Origin of the sequence: Bartonella sp. AP30XZML (genome assembly GCF_042195945.1) — a bacterium.
Lineage (GTDB): Bacteria > Pseudomonadota > Alphaproteobacteria > Rhizobiales > Rhizobiaceae > Bartonella.
Genome location: NZ_JBHIPJ010000118.1, coordinates 79,809 through 102,862, shown reverse-complemented (window position 1 = coordinate 102,862; position 23,054 = coordinate 79,809). Strand labels below are relative to the sequence as shown.

Annotated in this window: 15 protein-coding genes; 5 read left to right on the top strand and 10 right to left on the bottom strand. The window is 38.1% G+C overall.

Annotated features, from left to right (window positions below; translation table 11 throughout):
* Nucleotides 1-93 precede the first annotated feature (93 nt).
* Together ACFIL2_RS09620 and pncB are read left to right on the top strand one after the other, a co-directional pair.
* Nucleotides 94-8,664 (top strand): GH36-type glycosyl hydrolase domain-containing protein, encoded by an 8,571-nt coding sequence (locus tag ACFIL2_RS09620; protein ID WP_375680127.1) that lies wholly within the window; start codon nt 94-96, stop codon nt 8,662-8,664.
* 132 nt (nt 8,665-8,796) lie between these two features.
* Nucleotides 8,797-10,101, top strand: coding sequence for a nicotinate phosphoribosyltransferase (pncB, locus tag ACFIL2_RS09615; protein WP_375628467.1), 1,305 nt, complete (start codon nt 8,797-8,799; stop codon nt 10,099-10,101).
* A 1,464-nt stretch (nt 10,102-11,565) separates the two neighbouring features.
* Here the strand turns inward: pncB and ACFIL2_RS09610 are convergent.
* From ACFIL2_RS09610 to nth, 10 genes are all read right to left on the bottom strand, one after another.
* Complete coding sequence (locus tag ACFIL2_RS09610; protein ID WP_375611405.1) at nt 11,566-11,952, bottom strand: YbaN family protein; 387 nt, start codon at nt 11,950-11,952, stop codon at nt 11,566-11,568.
* A gap of 408 nt (nt 11,953-12,360) precedes the next feature.
* Nucleotides 12,361-13,266: a metal ABC transporter permease gene (locus ACFIL2_RS09605; protein WP_375678816.1), complete on the bottom strand. Its 906-nt coding sequence runs from the start codon at nt 13,264-13,266 to the stop codon at nt 12,361-12,363.
* The gene (locus ACFIL2_RS09600; protein ID WP_273790251.1) at nt 13,263-14,129 is read right to left on the bottom strand and encodes a metal ABC transporter permease; all 867 of its coding nucleotides are present in this window, start codon (nt 14,127-14,129) and stop codon (nt 13,263-13,265) included. The genes ACFIL2_RS09605 and ACFIL2_RS09600 overlap by 4 nt, the downstream gene beginning before the upstream one ends.
* Complete coding sequence (locus ACFIL2_RS09595; protein ID WP_273790252.1) at nt 14,126-14,956, bottom strand: manganese/iron ABC transporter ATP-binding protein; 831 nt, start codon at nt 14,954-14,956, stop codon at nt 14,126-14,128. The genes ACFIL2_RS09600 and ACFIL2_RS09595 overlap by 4 nt, the downstream gene beginning before the upstream one ends.
* Complete coding sequence (locus ACFIL2_RS09590; RefSeq protein WP_375680128.1) at nt 14,953-15,861, bottom strand: metal ABC transporter substrate-binding protein; 909 nt, start codon at nt 15,859-15,861, stop codon at nt 14,953-14,955. Before ACFIL2_RS09590 ends, ACFIL2_RS09595 begins: the two co-directional genes overlap by 4 nt.
* A gap of 291 nt (nt 15,862-16,152) precedes the next feature.
* On the bottom strand, nt 16,153-18,567 hold the full coding sequence (gene pheT / locus ACFIL2_RS09585) for a phenylalanine--tRNA ligase subunit beta (RefSeq protein WP_375680129.1): 2,415 nt from the start codon (nt 18,565-18,567) through the stop codon (nt 16,153-16,155).
* A 32-nt stretch (nt 18,568-18,599) separates the two neighbouring features.
* Complete coding sequence (gene pheS / locus ACFIL2_RS09580) at nt 18,600-19,682, bottom strand: phenylalanine--tRNA ligase subunit alpha (protein ID WP_375639516.1); 1,083 nt, start codon at nt 19,680-19,682, stop codon at nt 18,600-18,602.
* 94 nt (nt 19,683-19,776) lie between these two features.
* Nucleotides 19,777-20,178 carry a 50S ribosomal protein L20 gene (rplT, locus tag ACFIL2_RS09575; RefSeq protein WP_012754515.1) on the bottom strand — a complete coding sequence of 134 codons (402 nt, stop codon included), beginning with the start codon at nt 20,176-20,178 and terminating at the stop codon, nt 19,777-19,779.
* A gap of 33 nt (nt 20,179-20,211) precedes the next feature.
* Complete coding sequence (rpmI, locus tag ACFIL2_RS09570) at nt 20,212-20,415, bottom strand: 50S ribosomal protein L35 (protein WP_183193590.1); 204 nt, start codon at nt 20,413-20,415, stop codon at nt 20,212-20,214.
* 155 nt (nt 20,416-20,570) lie between these two features.
* On the bottom strand, nt 20,571-21,311 hold the full coding sequence (nth, locus tag ACFIL2_RS09565; RefSeq protein ID WP_375639518.1) for an endonuclease III: 741 nt from the start codon (nt 21,309-21,311) through the stop codon (nt 20,571-20,573).
* Nucleotides 21,312-21,431: 120 nt separating this feature from the next.
* Here nth and ACFIL2_RS09560 point away from each other — a divergent pair, with 120 nt between their 5' ends.
* From ACFIL2_RS09560 to ACFIL2_RS09550, 3 genes are all read left to right on the top strand, one after another.
* Nucleotides 21,432-21,863 carry an Hsp20 family protein gene (locus tag ACFIL2_RS09560; protein WP_375612819.1) on the top strand — a complete coding sequence of 144 codons (432 nt, stop codon included), beginning with the start codon at nt 21,432-21,434 and terminating at the stop codon, nt 21,861-21,863.
* A gap of 26 nt (nt 21,864-21,889) precedes the next feature.
* Nucleotides 21,890-22,141 (top strand): DUF1150 domain-containing protein, encoded by a 252-nt coding sequence (locus ACFIL2_RS09555; RefSeq protein ID WP_012754519.1) that lies wholly within the window; start codon nt 21,890-21,892, stop codon nt 22,139-22,141.
* Between the two features lie 588 nt (nt 22,142-22,729).
* Nucleotides 22,730-22,945 (top strand): hypothetical protein, encoded by a 216-nt coding sequence (locus ACFIL2_RS09550; RefSeq protein WP_375681732.1) that lies wholly within the window; start codon nt 22,730-22,732, stop codon nt 22,943-22,945.
* The last annotated feature ends 109 nt before the right edge of the window (nt 22,946-23,054 follow it).

The following is a 23,054-nucleotide window of genomic DNA, read 5'->3' as shown; positions in this document are numbered from 1 at the left end:
AAGTTTGTTTTTTGTCTAACAACGGTTCACTATTCAGATAAAATGCTTAAAATTTAAATAAAAAACGATGTAATTGAATAACAATGGGACACTATGACGTGCATAATACCTTTCATAAAGTGCTTTTTTTCTCAAAAAGAGAAAAAAGATCATTTTATTAATACGGATTTTCCTCTTCGTGCAATTTATAAGGTACAGGAAGATCTTTATAACTTAGGGCATGATATAGCTTCTGGTAAAGAAATTTTACTCCCTGAATATGAAGGAGTAGGAGATTTTCGCAAGAGATTGAATGAAAATGCTAAACTTATTCTTCATGCCTTTCATACCAGTGATTTTGCTGCTCGAAATGATGAAACCATCGCACCATCTGCTCAATGGCTCATTGATAATCATTACACCATTGATAAAACCATACAAAAGCTACGTTGTAATCTACCCAAGTCCTTCATAAAGCAACTTCCTCTTTCTACACACAAAGCCGGAATACCACGAATTTTTGCTTTAACTTGGCTTTATATTGCGCATACCGATAGCAGCTTTTCACAAGGAACACTCACTGCTATAACCAACGGATTTCAAGAAGTTTGTGCGCTCACAATTGGTGAATTGTGGGCTCTTCCTTCAGTTATGCAAATGCTGCTCATTGAAAATGTCCGTCGTCTTTCAGTACGTATCGAAAAAGCGCGACATATGCGCCATCTTGCTAGTCAAGTTGCAGATAAAATTTCTCTTGTAAAAAATAAAACAAATCTACACTCTCTTTTTACGCAGTATAAATCATTTATTGTTGATCCAACTTTTTCAGCACATTTATTCTATCGCCTGCGCAGTGCATCTGTCGATTCAACCGTAGCATTAACTTGGCTTGAAAAGCAATTGAAAAGCCAAGGCAGTAGCTTAGAGATTGCAACAGCCGATGAACATACCCGACAAGCAGCAGATGGTGTGACCATGGGTAATATTATCCGTGCTCTTAAAGCTATAGATGATGTTGATTGGACAGCATGGTTTGAAACAGTGAGTTGTGTCGATTCTATTTTGCGTAAAAATAGTGATTTTTCTGAAATTGATGCTCACTCACGCAATATTTATCGACAAGTCATTGAAAAAGTTTCTCGCTTTTCGCCTCTTAGTGAACTGGAAGTTGCACATAAAGTTGTAGAAATGGCAAATTCCACTTCTAAAGATATGCCTTATCATTCTTGTGTGGGGTGGTACCTTGTTGATGATGGTTGTGGTATATTTGAAAAGGCTTGTGGATATATTCCGCCCTTTTTCATAAAATGGACACGCGCTTCCTGTTGCTCAAAATTGAGAGTCATCGCCATTCCTGTCTCTTTTCTGACGCTTGCTCTTTTGCTGGTAATTTACGCCCTTTTACAGCTATCTGGCATGACACAATGGATGTCTTTTTGCTTTACTGGATTGGCGCTTTTTCCTGCTATCGATGCTGCTTTTGCTTTATTTAACACTGTTGTTTCGTGGTTTGTCCCATCAAAACAACTCATTAGTTATGAATATAAAGAAGGTATTCCAAAACATGCACGGACAATGGTTGTTGTACCTACTTTGATGACATCACGCGCTGACATTGATGAACAAGTGCGCAATCTTGAAGTGCACTATCTTTCCAATTCTAAAGGTGCCATTCATTTTGCACTCATTACAGATTGGGTGGATGCTCCATTGAGAGAAACGCAAGATGATCTTGATTTATTGCACTATGCGCAAAAGAGTATTGATAAACTCAATAGTCGTTATCATCGTGATAAACTTCCGCTTTTTTTCCTTTTACATCGCCGACGCCTTTATAATACAAGCGAAAAATGTTGGATGGGATGGGAACGAAAGCGAGGAAAACTTCATGAACTTAATCGGCTCTTAAGAGGCGATAAAAATACAAGCTTTTATCCTCCCAATCCACATCTTCCCATGGATTGCCGTTTTGTTATGACGCTGGATTGTGATACACGTCTTACTCCAGAGAGCGTCGCGAAACTTGTTGGAAAGCTTAACCATCCACTCAATTATCCCGTTTTTGATCCACAAAGTGGAAAGGTTGTAAAGGGCTATAGCATTTTACAACCACGCATTATTCCTTCTCTTACAACAGGAAAAAAAACATCAATTCTCCAACGGGTTTTTTCTATCAACCGTGGCATTGATCCTTATGTTTTTGCTGTTTCTGATACTTATCAAGATCTTTTAGGAGAAGGCACCTTTATCGGTAAAGGTCTTTATAATATTGATGCATTTGAACAAGCACTTGATGGCAAAATTAAAGAAAATACTATTCTTAGTCATGATCTCTTAGAAGGAGGATATGCTCGTACTGCTCTAGTAAGTAGCATAGAAGTCATTGAAGACTATCCAACCGCTTATAATATTGATGTTATGCGTTATCATCGTTGGGTCCGCGGTGATTGGCAGCTTTTGCCTTATCTTTTTTCCCACCGTCAAATAAGTTCCGTGACGCGTTGGAAAATGCAGGATAATTTACGTCGTTCTCTCACTCCACTTATGTGGTTAATCGCAGCATTTGCAGGATGGGCTTTTTTGTCTTTAAAGAGTGCAATCGTCTGGCAACTATTCTTGTTGTTTAGCTCCTTCATTTCACCCATTCTATGTGTATTAAAAACGCTTGTCTCATCCAATATAGATCATTCTTTGCGTGGACATTTTCAATTAATTTGGAACAAAATTGCTCTTACAAGCGCTGATATATTTCTTAAAACGACGTTTCTTGCTCATTCGGCGTATTTTATGACCGATGCGATTATTCGTACACTCTATCGTATGACGATTTCAAAACAGCATCTTCTTGAATGGAAAACTTCTGCCGCAACAAAATCAATACCAAATAGTTTGCGTTTCTATGTTTTTACAATGGCACCAGCATCGCTTATTGGTATTCTTACTATAGCACTCCCTCCTTTTTCTGATAGTTTTGCAAGCTTGGTTGCTTTGCCTTTTGGGATAGCATGGTTTTTTTCACCCTTTATTGCTTGGATTGTGAGTCAACCTTCAACCTTTCAAGATAGCCTTGATCTTTCTTCAAAAGATGAAAAAAAACTTCGCTCTATTGCACGGCGGACATGGCTTTATTATACAACCTTTGTCAATGCACAAAACAACCATCTGCCTCCCGATAATTTTCAAGAAGATCCTGAACCTCTTGTTGCTCAACGTACATCGCCTACGAATATTGGCGTTTATCTCCTTTCTATTATTGCAGCACGTGATTTTGGCTGGATTGGTTTTGAAGAGACCATCACCCGTATTGAATGTACATTACGCTCTCTTACAAAAATGGAAAAGTTTCGTGGTCATCTCTATAATTGGTATGAAACGGAGACACTCAGGCCTCTTTTGCCTACTTATGTATCAACCGTTGATTCAGGAAATCTTGCCGGTCATTTGGTAACACTCTCTTCTGCTTTAAGTGAATGGGCTGAAAAACCGCCTCTTTTTTTCCAAAGTGATCTAGAAGGCTTATCGGATGTTCTTGCTATTCTTGAAGAAACTGTCAGAGAAGTTCCAGATCATCAACCCAGTTTACGCTCTTTACGCCAAAAAATCGAAGAAAACATCACTCGTTTTCATGACTCTGTCTTCACTTTTTTAGAACAAGAAAATACGGTCCCTTCTCACATCATAGATCTTTCACTTGCAGCCCACGATATTGTGCACTTAGTCGGTGAACTTGACCACAAAATTCAAACGATAGAATCTGCTGGTGCGCTTTCTTGGGCTAAATGCCTTATCGACACCTGTAACGCTCATCATAATGATGCGACTGCTCATTGTGATACTGAAAAATTAAGTAAAAAACTAAACAGGCTGGCTATAATGGCACGGCAAATAGCCTTTGATATGAAATTTGACTTTTTAGAACAGCCTAAACGGCATCTCTTATCCATAGGATATCGTGTTCAAGAAAACAAACTCGATGAAAATTGTTATGACCTACTTGCTTCAGAAGCACGTCTTGCAAGCTTTTTTGCCATCGCAAAAGGAGATATAAAACTTAAACATTGGTTTCGTCTTGGTCGACTTCTCGTACCCATAGGTGGGAAAGGTGCACTCCTATCATGGTCTGGATCAATGTTCGAATATCTTATGCCATCTCTCGTAATGCATGAACCTTTAGGATCTCTCCTAGATCAAACAAATCGATTGATTATTCGTTGTCAAATACAATATGCCCATAAACGGGAATTGCCATGGGGTATTTCAGAAGCCGCATTTAATGCTCGCGATCATTTAATGAATTACCAATACGCTCATTTTGGTGTTCCAAACCTCGGACTCCAACGTGGTCTTTCACGCAATGCTGTCATTGCTCCCTATGCCAGCCTTCTAGCGGCACAATATGCTCCTGCTTGCGCTGTCGCTAATTTAAAACGACTCCGTGATCTTGGAGCTTTAGGAACATATGGTTATTATGACTCTGTTGATTTTACTCCAACACGTGTGAAAACAGGGGAAAAATACGCCATTGTACGCAATTATTATGCGCATCATCATGGCATGTCTATTCTTGCTCTTAACAATGTTATTTTTCAAGGGCGAATGCGTGATCGTTTTCACCGTGATCCCGTTATTGAAGCAACACAATTGCTCTTACAGGAAAGAGCGCCTCATCTCATTCCTATTATTCATACCAAAGCTGTTAATCGTATGCGCAATAAGTCTCAAGCATTTGACGCAGCCCCTTTGCGCATTATTACAAACCCGTTACTCAAACCACGAGCAACTTTACTTTTGTCTAATGGCTTTTATTCTACCATGTTAACAGCGAACGGTTCTGGTTACAGTCGTTGGCACGATTATGCGATTACGCGCTTTATTCCTGATGCAACAGAAGATCAACAAGGTACTTTATTCTTCTTACGTGACACGCATAGTGGACGGTGGTGGTCTGTTACTGGTGAGCCAACACGTGTTATTGAAGAAGACGCTGTCAGCATTTTTACAGATGAAAAGGCTGAATATACAAAAATGGTTGATGGTATTAAATCAACACTTGAATGTCTTATTACATCTGAAGGATGTGGCGAAGGGAGACGTATTCAACTGATGAATACGACAAATAAAGACCGACTCATTGAAGTGACTTCTTATGGTGAATTAGCACTTGCCACAATGGATACAGACCAAGTTCATCCTGTTTTTTCCCGTATGTTTATAGAGACAGAAATTACTGAAGAAGGTAAAACAATTTTTGCCAAAAGGCGCAAACGCTCGCCTAGTGACCCTGAAATCTATGTTGCTCATTTTGTTTCTAGTACAACAGATATTCTCCAAGAGACAGAAGCTGAAACAGATCGCTCTCTGTTTATTGGTCGGGGGCGATCCATTCATCGTCCTGCTGCATTTGACCAAAATGCTCGTTTCAGTAACAGTCAAGGTTGTGTTCTTGACCCTGTTATGTCATTGCGATGCCGTATAAAAATTCCAGCCCATGAAAAAGCAGAACTTATTTTTTGGACTTTTGCTGCTCATACAAAAGAAGCGCTAAATAATCATATTAAACATTATCGACAACCTGATATGTTTCAAAAAGAACTTTCAATGGCATGGACGCGCTCACAAGTCGCACTGTATCAGAGCGGAACCCAGCTTAAAGAAGCTATTGTCTATCAAAAATATGCAACACCACTTATTTATCCAGAAAGAACGTGGCGTCTTCCTTCTGAAATATTAGCAAAAACGCTAGGAAAACAGTCTAATCTTTGGCCCATGTCTATCTCAGGAGACAATCCACTCTGTCTTCTTAGATTAAATAACGAGGGAAATATAACTGTACTGCGCGAGCTCCTTAAAGCACATGAATATTGGCGTATGCGTGGACTCATTGTTGATTTGGTCATTCTTAATGAACAAACATTTTCTTATATACAAAGTACACAACGCGCTCTTGAGTGGGTCTGTGAATCTTATTATCACCACACGCAAAAAGCAGATGAACGCCAACATATTTTCATGCTTCGACGCGATCAAATGAGTGAACAGAGTTTTAAAACGCTTCTTGCATCAGCGCGTATCGTTCTTGATGCCCAAAATGGCTCTTTATCTGAACAACTTAAACGACTTGATGAGAATGATTTTAATCTCACAGTTCGTAAAAATTATCAAGAACCTTATGATCAATTAGACTTGCCAAGATATAACGAAGGACAGCAATTTACAACACAAACTGAACAAAATCTTTTTTCTTCTATTGGTCTTATTAGCCAACAAAAACCATCCTCTTTTCTCCCAAATGGAGAAGATCTAAGATATTGGAATGGTTACGGTGGTTTTAATCAGCACAATCATTATGTAATACGTCTTCATGGACGTACCACTACACCGCATCCGTGGATTAATGTCATTGCTAATCACAGATTTGGTTTTCATGTCTCTGCTGAAGGTGCAATTTTTACTTGGGCTAACAATAGCCGCGATTATCAACTAACTCCTTGGGCGAATGATCCAACGTCTAACCGACCAGGAGAAGCTCTTTATCTGGTTGATCGCCAGTCTTTAAAACGTTTCTCACCCGTTTCTACTGTTGAATGTGACGAAAATATTGTCTATGAGGCGTGTCATGGGTTTGGATTCTCAACTTTTAAATCAACACATTCAGAAATCGCATTAGAACTGACTCATACACTTGATCCCGAAAAACCTATTCGCTTTTCACGTCTTATCCTTACGAATGAAGGGAAAAAACCACGCAGTTTACGCCTTTATAATTATGTTGAATGGGTTTTGGGAAATGTCCGTACAAAATATGCCCCCTTTATTGTTTCCTCTTATGAGACCAGATGGGGTGCACATTTTATTCAAAATCCCTATCACATCGAGAAATCTCAACAAGTTACATTTTTATCAGCATCCGAAATGCCAACCAGCACGACGACCAATCGCGCTGAATTTATTGGTGCAACGGGAACCGTAACACGTCCAAATGCGATCCGTAAAGCCGCTGCTCTTTCAAATACCATTGAAGCAGGATGTGATCCTTGTTCAGCATTCGCCTATGATATTGATCTTCAACCAGGGCAAACAAAAGAAATCATCTTCTATCTTGGCAGTGCTGAAAATAGGCAAGAAGCTGAAAAATTACTCAATCAAGTACGTGCAAGTGATTTTGAAATTCAGCTCACAAAACAAAAACAGCAATGGAGTGATTTTGTTTCTCCTTTCCAAGTCAAAACACCTGATGCTTCTTTTAATCTTATGGTCAACCATTGGCTTCCTTATCAAATCTACGCATGCCGCATCATGGCACGCGCAGGCTTTTACCAAGCGAGTGGTGCATTTGGTTTTCGTGACCAGTTACAAGATAGCTTGTCTTTGTTATTGCTGGAACCACAATTAGCACGTGAACAATTGTTAAATGCAGCAGCGCACCAATTTCTTGAAGGTGATGTGCAACATTGGTGGTTGCCTGACACAAATGCTGGTGTTCGTACATACATTTCTGATGATATCGTTTGGCTTTCATATGCAACAGCTCTCTATGTCACTACCACTGGTGATGACGCTTTTCTTGATACGCTCATTCCTTTTATTGAAGGTGATGTTCTCAAAAGTGGGCAACAGGATGCTTATTTTCAACCCACCCAATCCCCAAAGGTTGCAACAGTTTATGAACATTGTGTTTTAGCTTTAGACCTTGCCATTAAACGCTGCGGACCACATGGTCTCCCTCTTATTTTAGGTGGGGATTGGAATGATGGCATGAATTTGGTCGGTGTGGAAGGAAAAGGCGAAAGCATTTGGTTAGGATGGTTTCTTGGGTACACATTACAAGCATTTATCTCTTTAGCCAAAAAACGTGGTGACAATAGCCATATGCAAATATGGAGTACGTACCTTGAACATTTAACAAAATCCCTAGAGAAAAATGGTTGGGATGGTGCTTGGTATCGACGTGGTTATTTTGATGATGGAACACCTCTTGGCTCTAAAATCAATGATGAATGTCAAATTGATACCATTGCTCAATCTTGGGCTGTCATTTCTCAAATGGCATCGCCTGAACGTCAAAAACAAGCAATGACATCAATGTTGGAACATCTCTATGATAAAAAAGGCGGACTCATTCGCCTTTTTTGGCCGCCTTTTGATAAAAGTACGCTCGAGCCTGGTTATATAAAAGGTTATCCTCCAGGAATTCGAGAAAATGGTGGTCAATACACGCATGGTGCCATTTGGAGTATTTTTGCGTTGGCTGAAATGGAACAAAACGATAAAGCTTATGCTTTATTTTCTATGATAAACCCAATTACCCACGGACAAGATCCTGAAATTTATCGTGTTGAACCTTATGTAATGGTCGCAGATATTTATGCTGTTGAACCACGATGTGGTCAAGGCGGTTGGACTTGGTATACAGGTTCAGCCGGTTGGTTTTATCGCGCCGCAACACAAGCTATTCTTGGAATACAGCGTCAGGGAGACCTATTGTTTTTGCAGCCACATTTACCCTCTATTTGGCCAAAATATGAAGCAACAATGAAGTTTTATGATGCCGTTTATTGCATTAAAGTAAAATGGGGACCTAAAAATATGCTCTATATTAATAGAAAAGAATATACCGAAGTTCATACAGGGATAAAGTTACAAAAAACAGGTCAGCATGAAATTATACGTATTGTCAAATCTTAAAGATTAAAGATGAAAAAAGAGAGCAGACTTTTTATTCTTGTCCAAAACTGTAGAGTTGTTATATTGCACCGCCTATATTAGCCGTGTTGGTGCATAATATTTTAGATTTTATGAAAATGAAAGAAAAAGGTTATGAATCATCCGGATATTGCTAGACGTGTTTACAATCACACTTGGAAACTTGATCCCATTATTCGGTCACTTCTTGATACGGATTTTTATAAGCTTCTAATGGTGCAGATGATTTGGGGGTTATATCCTAATGTTAATGTTACTTTTTCCCTCATAAATCGCTCTAAAACAATACGTCTTGTCGATGATATTGATGAGAGTGAATTGCGTGCCCAACTTGATCATGCTCTTAGTTTGCGCTTTACAAAAAAAGAAATGATTTGGCTTGCTGGTAATACATTTTATGGACGCAAACAAATTTTTGAACCGGATTTTCTTCAGTGGCTTGAGAATTTTCAACTTCCAGAATATGAACTCACCCGCAAAGATGGCCAATATATCCTTCATTTTCATGGACCCTGGGCCCATAGTTCCATGTGGGAAATTCCTGCCCTTGCTATTATTAGTGAATTACGTTCACGTGCTGCTCTCAAAAAACTAGATCGTTTTGCTCTTGATGTACTTTATGCGCGTGCTAAAGCAAAAATGTGGAGTAAAGTTGAACGTCTCAAAAAATTGCCTGATATTAAAATATCTGACTTTGGGACAAGGCGCCGCCATTCTTTTTTATGGCAGCGCTGGTGTGTGGAAGCATTAAAAGAAGGCATTGGTCATTCTTTTACTGGAACTTCTAATGTTCTTCTTGCCATGGATACGGATTTAGAAGCTCTTGGAACCAATGCACACGAATTGCCTATGGTTATTGCGGCTCTCAGCAACAACGATGATGAATTACGCAGAGCTCCGTATCAAGTCTTGCAAGATTGGAATCGTTATTATGGTGGAAATCTTCTCATTGTTTTACCTGATACCTTTGGTACAGAAGAATTTTTACGCAATGCACCAGATTGGGTCGCTGATTGGACGGGTTTCAGACCCGATAGTGCGCCTCCTATTGAAGGTGGTGAACGTATTATTCAATGGTGGAAAGAAAAAGGAAAAGATCCACGCAAAAAACTTTTAATTTTTTCTGATGCTCTTGATGTCAATACAATTGAAAAAACCTATCATCATTTCCATGGTAAAGTGCGCATGAGTTTTGGATGGGGCACGGATCTTACCAATGATTTTACAGGCTGTGCACCTCAGGAAATCGAAACTCTTGATGCTCTTTCCCTTGTTTGTAAGGTGACCTATGCCAATGGTCGACCAGCCGTAAAACTTTCAGATAATCCTGAAAAAACGATCGGTGATTCAAAAGAAGTACAACGTTATCTCAATTTTTTTGGTAATAAAAAGCGAATTGCTAGACCTATAAAAACATAGTTTCCGGTTCTTTAAAACAAGTATATTGATCCATCATATTGTTTATAAGATTGATTTTTGTCCTGCCTTAAAACGAGGATTTTTAACCTTTGCTGGTCTGTAAACAGTTCGGCTGTTTTTGAGCAGATTCTACTTGGCCTACCACGCATACGCTTCACTTACATAAGGCGCGATAGATAAGACTTAAAAATATTTACAACGCATTAAAAAAATACTTAACGTGCCAAGGAAGTTTAGCCAAGGAGATTTTCTCATTTTAACCCTGTTAAATCAAGCACACTCATCTCCTTGCATGTATGAAGGTTTTCAAGTTCTAAGGGTTATTGTTGTAGTTTGACAGTAGGTTTTATACTAAGTGGGAAGAGGTTGGATTAAGTAGGAATACGTGGTAATTTGTTGTTTTTATGTACAATTTTGACCATTCAATGCGCGTTTTATCAAAATAGATTTTGACACCTAAAATTGCAAAAATTACCGAAAATCAGAAAAAAGTGCGTTTCCATAAGTAAAAATGAGAAAAGGCTTTCAAAACCCTTTGAGAACATCTTTAAACTCTTTGAAAAAAATAAATTGGTACAAAATCTAGTGTCAAAATATACAAAACCAGATGACAAGCTATAATTGTAGCATTAGGAATTACTAAGGCAACATTGGAGGATGACAAATAGCATGGTGACTATTGGTGTGCATTTTGAAAGGCAAGGATGATGGTGCTCAAATAGATTTTATACATGTTACAGGAGATTTTACTTTATCCATGTATAGTCTGCTATTATGAAATGAGTAAAGCGTTGAGAAATGTTTCATTAAAAATAAATGTGTAAATAACATGATTTGGGAGACCTTTTGTTTTACGTGAGGGGCATGACTTCATTAAAAAACAGAGAATGCAATAATATTTTTATTTCGAATAAGCTTTATACAAAGACAGAGAAATTATTTATTCGCATATTATAATAAGAATGCGTGTATATATAAAACCATTTGAAAAACTCTGTTGTTTCTTATGAATTATTCTTAAGTTAATAACAGATGTAACATTAAAGATTGATATAATAGACCGGCTTCTTAACTGTATAAGTATAAAAATGATGGTGTTTAGTAAGCTTTGTATTATATCCTCATTAAGAGATATGAAAACAAACGAAATGTCTTTTAGAAAGAAATGACTATCATATCAATGACTTTTTAATGATGTATATGTAGAGATTCATACAAACATGCTTTACAAAAATAATGACTCTCTTCCATGAATGTGATTTATCATTGTTTACCAAGTGAGAACATTTTGAGTGTTCATAAAAATTATTTCACAAACATATTATTAATTAATTGCGTTCAAAAAGCTTGCTATTTCATATGCATTTTGGAAATGGAGAGCTCATATTCAAAACTTAAAAGTTCTCATAGTTTTTACAAATAAGTTGAAGCTAAAAAGAGTATCCCATAAAGCCTTTTTTATCATTAGGAAGATGGACGTGTTACAATATAAATGGCAATCAGCAATAATATAACCGCAACAAGTAAAGAAATCCACAAAGGAGGGTGTAGCATTACAAAAAAGGATAAAAATCCTCCTGTCATACTCATCATTGCAAAAACTTTAACAAATGGAGAGATTGCTTTTTTTTCTTCCCATCGCTTAATAGGGGGACCAAAAATACGATGATTATTCAACCATTGATGAAAACGTGGAGAAGAACGCGTAAAACACCATGAGGCAACCAATAAAAAAGGCACAGTTGGCATAATAGGTAATACGACACCGATAATACCTAATATAACCATCGCCCACCCTGCTATATAATAGCAGATACGTAAAGGGTGCGATATCTTCAAATCTTTTTTCATTTTCTCGTACTATTTTCCTCTACGCAAAACCCTATACAAAAACATTGTATCTGTTTTTTTCTGTTTACATGTCTGAGTGTACAATTACGCTCTATCCCTTCATGCGTAAGTGTCTTTGCTGTTATAAGTTCTTTGAAAATACCGAATAGCTTACACAATATTATAATCATTTTAAATGATTTCAAGAAAAGAGGAGAGATTTTAGAAAAACAAAAAAATAAAAAGGCTGCAGAAGAAATCAATGCAGCCTCTTAATTAAGAATGCAGTGTTGGGGGGGAGAAAATTTACTGCATTCACCTGCTAGATATTAGGAGGAAAAATAATCTAGCACCCCGGACTCTAATTAAAATAAAAATGAGAAACAATATATAAAAATGCATGGCTGATATGCATGAATTTTAACACTTTCAAGTCTCTTGAACTGTGTTTCGACGAAAGAAAATCATCATGAAAATAGCCATAAAAATCAACGTCAAGATCAACACAATTGTGGAAGCAGAATCAGAGCCGATAAATAAGCTGAGATAAATCCCTAAAAAACCAGAAAAAGCTGCAACAAGTATCGCGATCATTAACATAAAAGAAAACCGCTTTGTGACAAGATAGGCAATTGCTCCTGGTGCTATCAGTAAAGAAATAACGAGTACGATACCTACAGCTTTCAAAGCCGCAACAATTGTAAGAGAAATCATCGTTAGCAGGGTATAGTGGAGTAGAGATATTGGTAACCCCATTGCACGTCCTTGAACTGTGTCAAAAATATACAGCATAAAGTCGCGCCATTTTGCTGCTAAAATAAAAGTGACAACAGCAGAAATGATTGCCGTCTGCGTTATATCAAGCCAGTTAACACCCAAGAGATTACCAAATAGAATATGATTCAAATCTAAGCTACTATAAATAGACGTGGCTAAAACAAGCCCCAAACCAAACATTGAAGAAAAGACCACACCCATCACCGTGTCCTGTTTGATACGGCTATTGCTCCCTAAAAAACCCGTTAATAGTGCACACACCATTCCTGCAACAAAAGCACCGCAAGTAATCAAAGTCATTGTAATATTCTCTGGACGTATATGCTGAAACCAAGCAAATGGCAAAGAAGTTAAAAATGCGATTACCCATGGTGTTGTCATATAACCAACAACAACACCTGGAAAAACTGCATGAGAAATGGCATCACCTAACAGCGCCCATCCTTTCAAAATAAGAAAACAGGAAAGCATCGCCATGGGAATAGAAAGAATCATGACAATAAGCATACCCTTAAGCATAAAAGAAAACTGAAACGGAAGCAGTAATTGATCAATCATGATAATATTACACCCTTTTTTGCTGCATTTATGCGTAAGCGCGCAGCAATAAACCCATGTTTAGGAGCAAAAATAAAAGCCAAAACAAATAAAGATGCTTGAAAAAGCACTACAACCCCCCCCGTTTGTGCATTCAAAAAATAACTCACATAAACACCCAAGATACTTGTGAAGGTTCCAATTACAACTGCAATAACCAAGATGTTTACGAAACGATCACTTAAAAGATAGGCCGTTGCCCCAGGTGTCACAACAAGACAAATGACTAAGAACGCTCCAACGGTTTGCATCGCAGCAACGGTACAAGCGGCAAGCAATGTGAAAAAGAGAATCTTTAAAAATTTTACGTTTAATCCAATGGCATGCGCATGCGTTTCATCAAATAATGAAACAAGAAGATCTTTCCATTTCAAAAGCAATATAAGCAACGAAACAAAGCCGATAAAAGCCAATTGTAGAATATCTGTTGAACTCACTGCTAAAATATTTCCCAAAACAATCGTATCAATATTAACAGCCATTGGTTTTAATGATTTGAGAAACAACCCAAAGGCAAAAAAGGAAGAAAAAATGAGCCCAATAATGGTATCTTCTTTAAGCTTTGTCCGGTGGTTAAAAAAGAGCATTGCTGCTGCTGCAAGACCACCAGAAAAAAAAGCGCCGAGTGAAAAAGGTAACCCTAAAAGGTAAGCTCCTGCTACACCAGGAACAATCGAATGGGAAAGTGCATCACCAATCAATGACCAACCTTTTAACATCAAAAAAGCTGAAAGAAAGGCACAAACACACCCAACTAACCCAGAAACCCACATTGCATTCACCATATATTGATAGCTCAGTGGCTCAAGCAACCAAGAAATCATGCAACGTGCTCCACTCTTTCAATATCTTCACAAACGGCAGACTGCTTTCTTCCCATGAAAACATCATTTTTTTTTGTGGTTTGAAGATCAAAAATATGGTGATGCAAAGACCCTCCAAAAGTTTTCTCCAGATTTTCCTTTGTAAAGATTTTTTCTGTTAACCCAGAAGCTAAAACAGTACCTTTTATTAAAACTGTATGATCACAAAATTCGCGAACAGAACCCAAATTGTGAGTTGAAACCAAGATCACTGCTCCTTCTTTACGGAGATCTTGTAACAAAGCAATGATTTTATCTTCTGTTGTAACGTCAACCCCTGTAAACGGCTCATCTAATAAAATAGCTTTTGCTTTCTGTGCAAGAGCGCGCGCTAGGAAAACACGCTTTTTCTGTCCACCAGAAAGTTCTCCAATTTGGCGCTTGGCAAAAGCCAACATATCAACGCGTTCTAAGGCAATACGAACGGCTTCATAATCTTGTGTACGGGCATAGCGAAAGAAATTCATATGACCGTACCGCCCCATCAATACAACATCTTCAACCAAGACAGGAAAATTCCAATCAACATCTTCACTTTGAGGAACATAAGCAATAAGATTTTTTTTCAAAGCTATATCAACGGGCAAATCAAACATACGAATTTTTCCCTTTGAGGGGCGTACAAACCCCATAATCGCTTTAAATAACGTTGACTTACCGGATCCATTAACACCAACCAATGCCGTAATAGAACCCTTTGGACTTTCAAAATTCACTTCGCGTAAAGCTGTATGTCCATTACGATATGTTACCGTTACTCCTTGGGCAAAAATTCCACATTCCGTCATTGGTTTTTTACTCCCTCTACTAAAGCATTGCTAATACGTCCACTCGTGACACGTAATAAATCAATATAAGTGGGTACCTCACCATTTTTCTCACTTAAAGAATCAACATAAAGAACACCACCGTATTTAGCCCCTGTTTCTCTGGCAACCTGCTTGGCAGGCGCAGGGGAAATAGTGCTTTCAGAAAAAACTGCATGAATATTGTATTTGCGAACCATATCGATAACATGCTTGACCTGCTGTGGTGTTCCTTGTTGGTCAGCATTGATGGGCCATAAATAAAGTTCTTTTAGATCAAAATCACGCGCCAAATAGCTAAAAGCCCCCTCACTGGTCACAAGCCAACGTTTATCTTGCGGTACAGCTTCTAATTCAGTCCTAATTGGATCAATCGTTGCACGAATTTTCTGTTTATAAATTTCAGCATTCTGTTTATAAATTTCAGCATGTTCAGGATCATATTTTACAAAAGCATCGCGAATATTATCAACGTAAATCAAAGCAGAGGTCGGTGACATCCACGCATGAGGATTGGGTTTACCGCTAAAGGGTCCCTCACCAATTTTAATGGGTATAATACCTTTTGAAACAACAACACTTGGAACATCCTTGATATTTTGAAAAAACTTTTCAAACCAAAGCTCTAACTCTAAACCATTCCACAATACAAGGTTAGCTCCCTGAGCACGCATAAGATCGCGTGGGGTGGGTTGGTATTCATGAATTTCCGCACCTGGTTTTGTAATGGATTCAACATCAGCGGCATCACCTGCTACATTGCGTGCCATATCAGCAATGATAGTGAATGTCGTAACAGCTTTAAATTTACCAGCACACAAAGCAAAATTGGGTGTAAAAAAAATAACACTTCCAAAAACTATGGTGAAAAACGTTCTTACGTTCATTGATTCTCTCTTTCCTTTATATGCCTTCTTTTTATTGCAAATAATTTGCATTATCATTTAGCAATAGCAGTTATCTTTTACATTTGCAATGAAGGATTAAGAGAAAAAATAACTTTTCAAGATGTTTAAAAACAGCTTTTTTCATATTGAAAAAATTGATGATTTAAGCAGCTTGTTTTGGTAAGGAGATCCGCTTTCAAGAAGCTCTATCGCTCTTGAATGCCAAATAAAAAGGGAGCACTCAAAAATGCTCCCACTTCATGTAAAATATCTCATAAAAAATGAAAATATTCAGTAGCGCAAATATGCACCTGTCATTTTGGTAACATTATCCACGATCTTTAAGGCAAGCTTTTCTAAATCTTCATCTGTTAGAGTCCGTTCTATGGGCTGAATAGTTACTTCAATCGCAACAGATTTTTTATCTTCGCCAAAGCTTAAATCTTCAAAAATATCAAAAATCTGCACTGAATGAATAAGTTTTTTATCGGCTCCACTTGCCGCACGAATAATAAGAGAAGAGGCAACAGTTTTATCCGCTATAAAGGCAAAATCACGCCGCACCATTTGAAAAGGTGAGAGTTTCAAAGGAGGACGGCTTTTGGTCGTTTTTTTCTTTGATTCTGGAATTCTGTCTAGAAAAATTTCAAAGCCGCATAAAGGGCCACTGACATCTAACTTTTCTAATGTAGCAGGATGAAAAACACCAAAAAAACCAAGAATAATCTTTGATCCAAGTTTTATGACACCTGAACGACCAGGATGATACCAATTGGGCGCTCCAACTTCAATCTGCACTTTTCCAACATCCATATCGCATGCTTCTAAAATAGCTAAAGCATCTGCTTTGGCATCAAAAACATCAACGACGGTTGCATTTCCATTCCAAAAACGACCAGACCCTTTAAATTGCTCTGTTCCACGACGAATCCCACTAACAACACGGTGTTGTTTATCAGGGGTATCGCCTTCATAAATATTGGAAACTTCAAACAAAGCAAGATCGGAAAAACCACAATCAGCATTTCTCTGTGCCGCCATAATCAAACCAGGTAAAAGGGAAGGACGCATCATTGACATATCAGCAGCAATAGGATTAACCAATTTAAGCTCTTCTTGACCTCCTCCAAAAGCAAGAGCTTGATTTTCAGAAATAAAAGACCATGTTACCGCTTCTTTCATACCACGTTGCACTAAAGCCAAACGTGTAGCACGTGAACGAATTTGTGCGCATGTTAAAATTTGATCTTTTCCTTCTGCAAAGTTTTCCAAAGGAATAGGTTTAATTTTATCTAACCCATAAATTCTCATAACCTCTTCCACCAAATCGGCTTTACCCATAATATCAGGGCGCCATGATGGTACTTTTACCGTAATAACATCTCCTTTTCCTTCAACAAAAAATCCAAGTTTTGTTAAAATAGAGATGACTTTTTCAGGTTCTATTTCCAAATTTGTTAAACGTTTAATTTCAGAAAAAGGAAAAGCGATCTGTTTGATTTCTTGTTGCTGATAGCCAACGATCCTCTTTTTAGATACTTCACCACTACAAAGACGTAAGACCAATTCTGTTGCAATCTCAAGTCCTGTGTCTATAAAAGCCGGATCAACACCTCGTTCAAATCGATAACGTGCATCACTGATAAGACCTAATGCTCTTCCTGTTTGTGCAATGCTTCGCGCATCCCAAAGCGCCGATTCAATAATAACGCGATGTGTTGTTTCATCACAACTTGTTCTTTCTCCGCCCATGATACCGGCAATCGAAACAATCCCCTCGTCATCTGCAATGACACAATTCTTAGCGCCCAGATGATAGATTTTTCCGTTCAGTGCTTGAAGCTGTTCTCCCTCACGTGCACAACGTACACACAAATTACCTTTAATTTTATCTGCATCAAAAACATGGAGCGGACGACCAAGGTCAAAACTGATGTAATTGGTCATATCAACAAGCGCATTAATCGGTCTCAGACCAATTGCATTCAAACGCTGTTGCATCCACTGTGGTGATTCGCCATTTTGAACATTGCGTACTTCACGCCAAGCGAAACCTAAACATAATGATGAACCTTGCGAAAAATCTAATGAAACATCGAGAGGTGTTTCAAAAGAAGGCTCAAATTTTGACAAAGATAATTCTTTTAATTTTCCCATTCCAGCGGCAGAAAGATCACGAGCAATACCGCGAACACCTGTACAATCGGAACGATTGGGGGTCAAACCAATATCAATAACCGGATCATCTAAACCAGCATAAGCTGCAAATGAATCTCCAATAGGTGCATCTTCTGGAAGTTCGATAATTCCCTCATGTTCATTTGATAATTCAAGCTCCGCTTGCGAACACATCATCCCAAAACTTTCAACCCCGCGGATTTTTCCTACAGATAATGTCACATCAAGTCCTGGGATATAAGTGCCTGGTAGTGCCAGAACACCTACAAGACCTGCTCGTGCATTTGGTGCTCCACAGACAACTTGAACAGGTGTAGCAGTTCCTGTATCCACTGATAAAATTTGAAGTTTATCGGCATCAGGATGTTTTATTGCTATTAAAACTTTTGCAATCATAAAACCTTTTAAAGAAGACCGATCATCAACGTGATCAACCTCAAGACCGATAGCGGTTAATTTTTCACAAATTTCATTCAAAGATGCATTTGTTTCTAAGTGATCTTTTAACCACGACAATGTAAACTTCATTTTAAAACCTCACATGAAAGCGATGACTAAGATCACACGTTTTTATTAGGAAAAAAAGCAGGCATATCAAAGCAACGAAAGCCATAATGGTCTAACCAACGCAGGTCAGCATCAAAAAAAGCCCGCAAATCAGGCATACCGTATTTCAACATGGCAATACGATCAATGCCCATGCCCCATGCAAAACCTTGATATTCATCGGGATCTAAACCAACATTTTTCAACACCTGGGGATGCACCATTCCGCATCCTAAAATTTCCAACCAATCCTGTCCTTCTCCGAACTTTACTTCTGAACCAGAACGATCACATTGAATATCCACTTCCATAGATGGTTCGGTAAAAGGGAAAAAAGAGGGACGAAAACGCATTTTTACAGAGGGAACTTCAAAAAATTCTTTACAAAAGGTTTCATGTAGCCACATCATATGGGCAATGGTGGAGGTTTTATCGATGACAAGACCTTCTACCTGATGGAACATGGGAGAATGTGTTGCATCCGAATCCATGCGGTAAGTTTTTCCAGGAATAATGATTCGTATCGGTGCTTTTTGTTTTTCTAGTGTACGAATTTGTACGGGTGATGTATGGGTTCGCAATAATTTTCGTTCTCCCATTTTATCAACATCAAAAAAGAAGGTATCATGCATTTCACGCGCTGGATGCCCTTCAGGAAAATTCAATGCCGTAAAATTATAATAATCTGTTTCAATATCAGGTCCCTCTGCAAGAGAAAAACCCAACTTTGTATAAATGGCAATAATTTCCTCAATCACTTGTGAAATAGGATGAATGCGTCCCCGTTCTATAGGTGAAGAGCGAACAGGCAAGGTAACATCAACTGTTTCACGAGAAAGACGGGCATCCATTGCCTGTCTTTTCAGAAGATCACGCTTTTGTGCCCATAATTCTAAAATGCGATTTTTTAATCCATTAAGAACTGGTCCAACTTTATGGCGCTCGCCAGCATCCATTTTTCCTAATTCTTTTAATTTTTCAGAGATACTACCTTTTTTACCCAATGCTGCAATACGCACTTCTTCAAGTGCTTGTTCATCACCTGCTGCCTCTAAGGCTAAACAAATTTCTTGTTCCAGACGCTCAATATCATTCATATTTTTGCCTATTTTTTAATAAAGAAAAACCCGCACTCGCAATAGCCAGCACGGGACCTCGAATAAATGAATGCTTTAAGAGAACACGACTGGCTTATTTGACAGCGCCTTCGAAAGCATTAGGTGTCGTATCTTTTAAATATTCTAAAGCTTTTTTTGCCGAAGCTACTAAAGCAGAAAATGCTTCTGCCTCATGGATTGCTATATCTGAAAGAACCTTACGATCAACCTCAATACCGGCTTTTGATAAGCCATCAATAAAACGTCCATAAGTTAAACCTTCTGCGCGAACAGCCGCATTAATTCTCTGAATCCACAAAGCACGGAAAGTACGTTTCCTATTTTTGCGATCACGATAAGCGTATTGCTTTGAACGATCAACCGCTGCTTTAGCTGCACGAATGGTATTTTTACGACGACCGTAAAAACCTTCAGCCTGTTTAAGAACTTTTTTGTGCTTAGCGTGTGCTGTCACACCTCTTTTCACACGAGCCATATTATAATCTCCTCAAAATCAAAAGCGTAAGGTTTAAATACCATTCGGCAAATAATGCTGAATGACTTTTTTAGCATCTTGTTCACACAAAACCATTGTTCCACGTGCATCGCGAATAAATTTATTCGAACGCTTAATCATGCCGTGGCGCTTACCGGCAGCTGCTACTTTAATTTTGCCTGACGCAGTGATTTTAAACCGCTTTTTAGCGGATGATTTGGTCTTCATCTTGGGCATTTTGCTACTCCGTACATTAATTTATTTAATCAAACATTTTATTCACTCAAGCGGACCAACGCTTGAACAAGCATTTAAACAGCCACGGCATGCCCTGCCGGGCGGCTCTTAAAGACGTTTTCATAAGCTAGTATACACAAAATAGCAAGACCGTATTACAAAAAAATCGGCGCTCCATTGCCTTGAAGCTCAACCAAAGGTGCTGGAATTGCATTTGTTTTGATGGCTGCTTTACATAAATCGGCAATAATGCATTGCGTACATTGTGGTTTACGGGCTTGACAAATATAGCGACCATGTAAAATCAGCCAATGATGCGCATGGCGAATATAATGAACCGGTATAATCCTTAATAATTTTTTCTCAACAATTTCTGGTGTTTTGCCAGGCGCCAAACCAAGACGATTGCTTAAGCGAAAAATATGTGTATCTACTGCCAATGTAGGCTGACCAAAAGCAACATTCAAGACCACATTAGCCGTTTTGCGCCCCACTCCAGGAAGGGCCATGAGTGCTTCACGCGTATCGGGTACTTGACCGCCATAATAATCAATTAAACAGTTGCAAAGCGCATAAACATTACGTGCTTTTGCACGCCAAAGGCCAATTGAACGGATATGATTTGCTATTTCTTCTTCCCCTAATGCAACCATTTTTTCCGGTTGATCAGCAAGGCAAAATAATTCTTTTGTCGCTTTATTAACGCTTACATCTGTCGCTTGAGCCGAAAGCACAACGGCAACTAAAAGTGTAAAAGTATTTATATAGTTAAGATCACTCTTAGGTGTTGGGCGTTGCACAGAAAAACGGCGAAATATTTCCGCAATTTCATCTTTATTATACAATATACTAGATAAATTTCGCACCTTTGATAATTTTATGTTACTTTGAGGCATTGAACTCTCTTAAATCTTCTCTCTTGAAGTTATCATTCACGCTCGCCATATGAGAGGAGTGCAGCGAACACTTTTATAGAGTTTGGTCAAGTAAAGCCGTTTTAAATAGGATACTCATGAATGACACATGTGACGCCTTTCTCCAATCCTTTTCTTTTAGGGTTTGAAACCGTAGAAAAAATATTGCAACGTATCGGTAAAGCTGATGAGGCTTACCCAGCCTATAATATTGAACGTTTGCATAAAAGTGATGATGCAAATCATATCCGGATAACTTTGGCTGTTGCTGGATTTAAGATTAACCATCTTAATATTTTACTCGATGATAATCAATTGGTTATTCATGGTAAACAAACAGACAACCAAAATCATCAATATTTATATCGCGGTATAGCTGCGCGACAATTCCAGCGAACCTTTGTTCTCGCGGAAGGGATGCATGTTACAAATGCAGAGTTGAAAAATGGTCTTTTATCAATTAATCTGTATCAACCAAAATTAAAAAAAGAAATAAAACAGATTCCAATTAAAGTCAGTAGTGGTGAGTCATAAAAGTTAAGGCGTAAAGGAACAGTGAAATGGGAGAACACAAACAAAACTTGTCGTTTCAGAACACATCCTACTCTGATGCGGGACAGATTGCCTATTTAAAAAAAGTTTGTACAGATGATTTGGCTAAAAACTTTCCAGATCTTCCACCGATGACCCCAGGCATTACGATATGGGCTCTCTTTGGTGAAACAGGTTATCCTATCATTTTATCCGATGAGCGTTCTATCGCTCTTGCTGGAGCCAATGAGCATGAACTACAAATTGTAACTCTGCACTAGATTACCTTACGAGAAAACGCTGTACTCTTTGTAAATTCTATCTGTTTTTCCGTAAAGGGTGTAATGTGAGTTATAATGAGATAAGTATTGGTTTATATTCATAATTAATTTTTTACAACTGGAATGAGAGTCCCGAATATCATAAGGTTCTCTCATTTTAGATCCTCTTGTATTAAAACAATTAAAGTCACTTGCTTGTATGTCACACGCAGGGAAAGCCGTGTAGATAAAAACGCTTGAAGGAAGGAATAAAAATATCTCTTGTTAATTGTCTTAATTACCAAGGATGTTCGCAATATTGGGGATGAGAAAAATGTATGATGGTGTCAGTTATCTTCTTCATAAGTGTGAAGATGTCCCTTATAGATTTATATTATTCACGGGGGCTGTTATACCATTCATAGGCGCTATCGTGAAATGGGCTCGAGTGCATTGAAAGATGTCTCTTTAAAATGAATACATAAAGGCTATACAAGTGTATTTTGTTTGGTGTGTTTTGTTCTTCCTGAGCGGAGTAGCTCTATTGAAGAGTGTAAAAACAAAAGCATGAGATAATGCGTCATCATTATTTAAAAGATATTTTTATGAATGCGTTTGAAAGGTGTAAAGCTGAATTATAAGGAGATAATAGATTTTTACCACGATTTCTTTATATTCTTTCCAATTCTAGAGATTACGCAAACAGATAGATGCAATATACTAACCAAATCTGGCATACAAAAATCTGGAACTGTTCATGTCACACTGAAGCGTTTTGATATTTGTCTCAAACGTGGACTTGCACAAGGATTAGATGTTGATTAACAGGTAATAAAAAAACAAAGGTTTTATGAAAAAGTTTATGCAGAGCTTTTAATTTTGTGCTTCAACTGCCTCAGTACAAGGTATTTTGCTCTTTTGAATATTAAAGCTC